The sequence below is a fragment of the Clostridium cadaveris genome (assembly GCF_020911725.1).
Lineage (GTDB): Bacteria > Bacillota > Clostridia > Clostridiales > Clostridiaceae > Clostridium_X > Clostridium_X cadaveris.
The window spans coordinates 438,664-445,000 of record NZ_CP076620.1 but is presented as its reverse complement, the minus strand read 5'-3'; the positions used below and the strand labels follow the sequence as shown (position 1 = coordinate 445,000).

The following is a 6,337-nucleotide window of genomic DNA, read 5'->3' as shown; positions in this document are numbered from 1 at the left end:
TGCCATGCAGCTTGCCGTGAGCGGTCCTAACTCTCCTTATTCCTCTATAATGCAATCTATTTTAAGACTTATTTATATGGCAAAAGATCATATTTACATAGAAACACCTTACTTTGTGCCTCCTGAGAGTATCATTGAAGCTCTTAAAGTCGCGGCCCTTAGTGGTGTGAAAATCAAGTTAATAGTTCCATCGGTTCCAGACCACATTACAGTATTTCTGGCTTCAAAGACTTATTTATCTGAGCTTGTGGACTGCGGTGCTGAAGTTTATGGTTATAAAAATTCCGGTTTTCTGCATAGCAAAACTATAACTATTGATGGGCTTATATCTTCTTTAGGAACTGCAAATATGGATATCAGAAGCTATGAACTAAATTATGAAATAAACTCAATAATATATGATTCAGAAACCACTAAACTTTTAGACAATGATTTCTTTGTGGATTTAGAAAACAGCCGTAAAATGACTTCAGAAGAATTTAATTCATCAAATAAATTACAGCAAATGATAGAAAGCATAGCTAGAATTTTTTCAGCTATTTTATAGCAAGAGCAAAGAACTGAGGTGTGGATTTAAATTTAAAAATTTAGAAACAATTCAAATGAAAAAGAGTAGATTAATTTGTAAAAAAGCAAATTTATCTACTCTCTTTTTATATTTCTTATCTATACAATTTTTCACCAAAAACAATATAAAATTGAAGTTAAAATCAAAACACCCACAATCGTTTTTCTCTGCCAAACTCTTATCTCTTCACTAGATAACTTTTAACTATCCTTACTCTTATTCTTTATAGTCTTAATTATAAACAGCCCTAGAATAAATATAGCAGCTCCTGTAGTGTCTATCATTACATCTTTAAATGCACCTGCTCTTCCTGGCACAAAATACTGGTGAAACTCATCAGTACATGCATACAGAAAACTTATTACCAAAGGATAAAGGAATACTTTTAAACATTTAAATTTATCTTTAATAGCATTATATACTAGCCCACATAGAATAAAATACTCTGTCATATGAGCGCTCTTTCTCACTACAAAACTTGCAAATTCTCCAAATGTTCCTTCTACATTTATTCCTAATGTAGTTAATACATCAATAACTAACTGACTCTGCTTTGAAGATTCCTCTCCCGGAGTTGCAGAGAATAAAAATATTATAAGCATCCAGCCTAACACTAAAATGATTTTATAATGTTCTTTTAAAAATTTCTTCATTAACATGGTCCTCCAATTTCCGTATTTTTAAAATCTAATCTATCTGAAGACAGTAGCTCCTTCCCAATGGAGTTTGTCCGCTTTCTATAAATCCCATACTTTTAAAAAGTTTTTGAGATGATATATTGTAAGAATATATTTCTCTTACCTTCATTGTTTGGAAACCTAGCTCTCTTCCTCTTTCAATTAAAGCAGCTATAACCTTCTTACCAATTCCTTGTCCTTGATATTTTTTATTTCCTATAACTATAGGAATATCATCCTCCCAAATAGTTACATCTCCTATAGGTACAAAATCTTCGCCTTCTTTTATTTCAATAAAATAAAGCTCACCTTTATTATTTAAATACTCATACATTCTTTTAAGCTTTGTTAATGTATAAATTTCACTATCGGGTCCATCAACTAAACGTACTAATTCTTCATCTTGATACCACTGTAATGCAAAATCATATTTATAATCGAATTTTCTAAGTCTTAATGTATCATCAATATTTATAACCTCAATCTGAGAAATATTCTTAATCGGCATTTCTTTCAACTCCTTATCCACTAATTATACACGACTTAATTTACTGATGATTGCATTATATGTATTTTTAATATTTTATTATGAAATGTACATAAATAAAAATTATTAATTATGCACTTTCCTTGTATATTTAATACGTTATCATTAACATTTTATACAGTTTTTATAGGTATTTTATTCGTTTTTCGTATATTTATTAATTTTTCTCAATAACCTATTGCATATTTATAAGTTATTATTGTATAATTATGCACATAGAATAAATGACTAGGGGGATATAAATAATGAAAAAAAATCTATTAAAAAATATAGCAGTACTTACTTTGATTGGGAGCTTATGTTTGGGACTAGCTGCTTGTGGTAAAAAAGCTGATGCTGCAAATTCTGAATCTCAAATTGACAAAATTAAAAAAGCTGGAAAGTTAGTTGTTGGAACATCTGCAGATTATCCACCATATGAATTCCACGCTACAATAAATGGCGAAGATAAAATAGTTGGCTTCGAAATGTCTATAGCAAATGAAGTTGCAAAAGATTTAGGAGTTAAGCTTGAAATAAATGATATGGACTTTGATGGTGTTCTTAATGCTATTCCAGCCGGAAAAGTAGACATGGGGATAGCTAGTATAAATCCTACTGATGAAAGAAGAAAAAACATGGATTTCTCAGATATATATTTTAAAGCACCTCAAACAGTTATCATTAGGGAAGCAGATAAAGACAAATACACTACTGTTGAATCATTATATGGAAAAGAAATCGGAGCACAAAAAGGAACTATCCAATATCAAATAGCTGAATCTCAAATAACAGGTGCCAAGCTTAAAGGTCTTGGAAAAGTTACAGATTTAGTACTTGCTCTTCAATCTGGAAAAGTTGAAGGAATCGTTGTTGAAAGTGTTGTAGCCGAAGCTTATGTTAAAAATAATGAAGGACTTGCAGTCGTTCCTTTTGAATTACAAGACCTTAGCGATGGCGGATGCGCAGTAGCAATAAAAAAAGGTAATTCTGATCTTACTGAACAAGTTAATAAAACAATCAAGAGATTAGTAGATGATGGCTCAATCAATAAGTTCATTGATGAAGCAAAGAAAATAATGAATAAATAAATTTTATAATTAACAACTAGGAGGATTTTTATGGACTTTTCATTTTTGTCTCAATATTGCCCCTTCTTTCTAGAAGGCGCAAAACTTACTTTAATATTAGCATTCTTCACAGTCTTATTCGGTTCAATAATTGGATTATTTTTATCACTTATGAGATTATCTAACAGTAAGATATTGAAGACAATCTCAACAGTCTATGTAGAGTTCATAAGAGGAACCCCTATGCTAGTACAAATTTTCATCATATACTACAGTCTGCCATCTATAGGTATTGAGCTTCCTGATATGACAGCTGGTATTCTTGCTCTTTCAATAAATAGCAGTGCTTATGTTGCAGAAATAATCCGTGCTGGTATCCAAGCTGTGGATAAGGGACAAATGGAGGCTTCTAGATCTCTAGGGATGAGCTATGGACAAACTATGCTTCATATTATAATTCCCCAAGCCTTTAAAAATATCTTACCTGCCCTTGGAAATGAATTTATAGTTGTAATCAAGGAATCTTCAATAGTTTCCATGATAGGTCTGCATGATTTGATGTATAACGCAAATATAGTAAGGGGAAATATCTTCAGGCCATTTGAACCTCTTTTGGTCGCAGCATTAATATATTTTATTATGACATTTACATTATCCAAACTACTTGGTTTACTAGAAAGGAGATTGAAAGCTTATGATCAAGGTATGTAATTTAGAAAAAAACTTTGGAAAAGTTCATGTGTTAAAGGGAATTGACATTACTATATCCAAAGGAGAAGTTGTAGTTGTAGTTGGGCCTTCTGGTTCAGGTAAAAGTACATTTTTAAGATGTCTCAATCTACTTGAAACGCCTACTTCTGGTACCATAGAGTTTGAAGGAAATGATCTTACTAATAAGAAAACAAATATAGACAAACTAAGACAAAAAATGGGTATGGTTTTTCAAAGCTTTAACTTGTTTCCACACAAGACTATACTTCAAAATATAACTCTTGCACCTATGAAGGTTAATAATAAATCTCAAGCAGAAGCTGAGAAAATAGCATTTAAACTTTTAAAGAAAATAGGTCTTGAGGATAAAGCTTCAGCTTATCCTTCACAGCTTTCAGGTGGACAAAAGCAAAGAATAGCTATAGCTAGAGCCCTTGCTATGGAGCCTGATGTAATGCTATTTGACGAACCAACCTCTGCCCTAGATCCAGAGATGGTTGGTGAAGTTTTAAATGTTATGAAAGACCTTGCAAGAGAAGGTATGACCATGATAGTTGTAACCCATGAGATGGGTTTTGCAAAAGAGGTTGGCGATAGAGTCCTCTTCATGGATCAGGGAAAAGTTCTAGAAGATACCACTCCATCTGAGTTCTTTGCAGCACCGAAAAATGAAAGAGCTCAAGAGTTTTTAAGTAAAGTACTTTAAAAAATATCATATTTTCAAAAAGTTAGCTCTATTAATTAGATTATTCAAAATACCCATATAATCTAATTAATGGGGTGTCTTTTTATGTCAAAATACATGTACACTTTAAAAATTTAGTCTTATCCATAGCCTTTTACTTATCATAATAATAAGTTTTAAGTATTTAACATAATTATATCAGAGAAGTATAATGAATCCATAAAGTTCGTTAAAAATAAAACAAGTTTGGAGGTATTCATTATGGGATATAACCTTTCATTAAATGAAGTTAACTCATTATTTGAAGAATTAAAAAAGGAATACAAGATTTATGCACCAAAGAGGTTTGCAAAGCAAGGTCGCTACTCCGATACAGATATAATAAGATATGACGAGGTTTCTACTGTAGAAGAAATTGAATTCAAAGAAAAATCTACTTATCCAGTAAAAGAAGTTATAACTCCTATTTCTCAAACTCTTTACTATTTTACCGAAGATGAATTTAGAGAAAGTTCAATAGGTCATGATAAAAAAATATTGATATTTGCAAGGCCTTGTGATATTAACGCACAGAGAAGGCAAGATACCATTTATCTTAGTAATGGTAATTTTGAAGATTCCTTCTATAAGAGAATTCGAGAAAGAGTCAAATTTGTCTGTCTTGAATGCATCGATGGATTTGATACCTGTTTCTGTGTATCAATGAACAGCAATAAAACAGATGATTATTCGTTAGCAGTTAGATTTAATGGATCATCCCTTCTTTTTCAAGTAAAAGATGAAGATTTCAATCATTACTTCCATGGTAAAAAAGAAGAAGATTTTCAATTAAAGTTTATTGAAAAAAATGAAGTAGAAGTAAAAATACCTGAAATCAAGGATAAAGAAACTTTAATAAAACTAAAAAATCATCCAATGTGGAAAGAATATAATAAGAGATGTATTGAGTGCGGAAGCTGCACAATAGCTTGTAGCACTTGTACTTGCTATACTACTAGAGATATTGTATATGACCATGAAGGAAAAATAGGTGTTCGAAAAAGAGTACAAGCTTCTTGTCATGTAGATGGATTTGATGAAATGGCTGGAGGCCATAATTTTAGAACTACTAAAGCTGATAAAATGAGATATAAAGTTCTTCACAAAATACACGATTATAAAGAACAGTTTGGAGATGAGCATATGTGTGTCGGCTGCGGAAGATGTACTGATAGATGTCCTGAACACATCTCAATCACAGCTACCATTAATAAAGTAAATAATGCAGTAAATGAAATAATGGAGGGGAAATAATATGCAGAACAATATATTAACGCCTAAAGCATGTGAAATACTTAATATTACTCATGAAACTGACTTAGAATATACATTTAGGATTGCAACAGACATAGTTCCTGAACATGGTCAATTCTTACAGTTATCTTTACCTAAAATCGGTGAAGCCCCTATTTCAGTCAGTGGATTTGGAGCTGGATATATGGATTTTACTATAAGATCTGTGGGAAAAGTTACAGACGAAGTGTTTAATCTTCAGCCAGGAGATAAGATTTTTCTAAGAGGAGCTTATGGGAAAGGCTGGCCTGTTGAAAAGTTTAAAGATAAACATTTAGTTATAGTAGCTGGTGGTACAGGTGTTGCTCCAGTAAGAAGTATGATTAATAAATTTTATAACGAAGAAAACTATGTAAAATCATTGAACTTGATATTCGGCTTCAAAAATGAATCTGGAATACTATTTAAAAATGAACTAGCAAAATGGAAAGATAGATTTGATACTATATACACTTTAGATTCTGGAGAAAAAGAAGGCTTGGAACAAGGTCTAGTGACTAATCATTTATCTAAATTACCTCTAAATTCTTTTGAAGATAATTATGAAGTTGTTATAGTAGGTCCCCCTATAATGATGCATTTTACTGCTATTGAAATGTTAAAACTTGGAGTACCAGAAGAAAAGATTTGGGTGTCTTTTGAAAGAAAAATGTCCTGTGCAGTTGGTAAATGTGGACACTGCCGAATTGATGAAACTTATGTATGTTTAGAAGGCCCTGTATTCAACTATACTAAGGCTAAGAATTTATTAGACTAGGAGGAATTTAT

Annotated in this window: 8 protein-coding genes (1 of these 8 cut by a window edge); 6 read left to right on the top strand and 2 right to left on the bottom strand. The window is 31.5% G+C overall.

Annotated elements, in window-relative coordinates:
* Nucleotides 1-547, top strand: the final stretch of a protein-coding gene (gene cls / locus KQH81_RS02025) for a cardiolipin synthase (protein WP_035770742.1). Its footprint begins 890 nt before the window's first position; 547 of the gene's 1,437 nt are visible here — the last part of the coding sequence; the start codon falls outside the window, past its left edge; it ends in the stop codon at nt 545-547.
* 221 nt (nt 548-768) lie between these two features.
* Here the strand turns inward: cls and KQH81_RS02020 are convergent, their stop codons facing one another.
* On the bottom strand, nt 769-1,221 hold the full coding sequence (locus tag KQH81_RS02020; RefSeq protein WP_027638755.1) for a VanZ family protein: 453 nt from the start codon (nt 1,219-1,221) through the stop codon (nt 769-771).
* Between the two features lie 34 nt (nt 1,222-1,255).
* Nucleotides 1,256-1,753: a GNAT family N-acetyltransferase gene (locus tag KQH81_RS02015; protein WP_099335457.1), complete on the bottom strand. Its 498-nt coding sequence runs from the start codon at nt 1,751-1,753 to the stop codon at nt 1,256-1,258.
* A gap of 284 nt (nt 1,754-2,037) precedes the next feature.
* On the opposite strand from KQH81_RS02015, the gene KQH81_RS02010 reads away from it, so the two are divergent.
* The 5 genes from KQH81_RS02010 (at nt 2,038) to asrB (ending at nt 6,326) form a co-directional block, all read left to right on the top strand.
* Nucleotides 2,038-2,862 carry a transporter substrate-binding domain-containing protein gene (locus KQH81_RS02010; RefSeq protein ID WP_027638757.1) on the top strand — a complete coding sequence of 275 codons (825 nt, stop codon included), beginning with the start codon at nt 2,038-2,040 and terminating at the stop codon, nt 2,860-2,862.
* Nucleotides 2,863-2,892: 30 nt separating this feature from the next.
* Nucleotides 2,893-3,552, top strand: coding sequence for an amino acid ABC transporter permease (locus KQH81_RS02005; RefSeq protein ID WP_027638758.1), 660 nt, complete (start codon nt 2,893-2,895; stop codon nt 3,550-3,552).
* Nucleotides 3,536-4,258: an amino acid ABC transporter ATP-binding protein gene (locus KQH81_RS02000; protein WP_027638759.1), complete on the top strand. Its 723-nt coding sequence runs from the start codon at nt 3,536-3,538 to the stop codon at nt 4,256-4,258. The genes KQH81_RS02005 and KQH81_RS02000 overlap by 17 nt, the downstream gene beginning before the upstream one ends.
* Before the next feature lie 240 nt (nt 4,259-4,498).
* On the top strand, nt 4,499-5,530 hold the full coding sequence (asrA, locus tag KQH81_RS01995; protein WP_074846222.1) for an anaerobic sulfite reductase subunit AsrA: 1,032 nt from the start codon (nt 4,499-4,501) through the stop codon (nt 5,528-5,530).
* A gap of 1 nt (nt 5,531) precedes the next feature.
* Complete coding sequence (asrB, locus tag KQH81_RS01990; protein WP_230028775.1) at nt 5,532-6,326, top strand: anaerobic sulfite reductase subunit AsrB; 795 nt, start codon at nt 5,532-5,534, stop codon at nt 6,324-6,326.
* Nucleotides 6,327-6,337 lie beyond the last annotated feature (11 nt).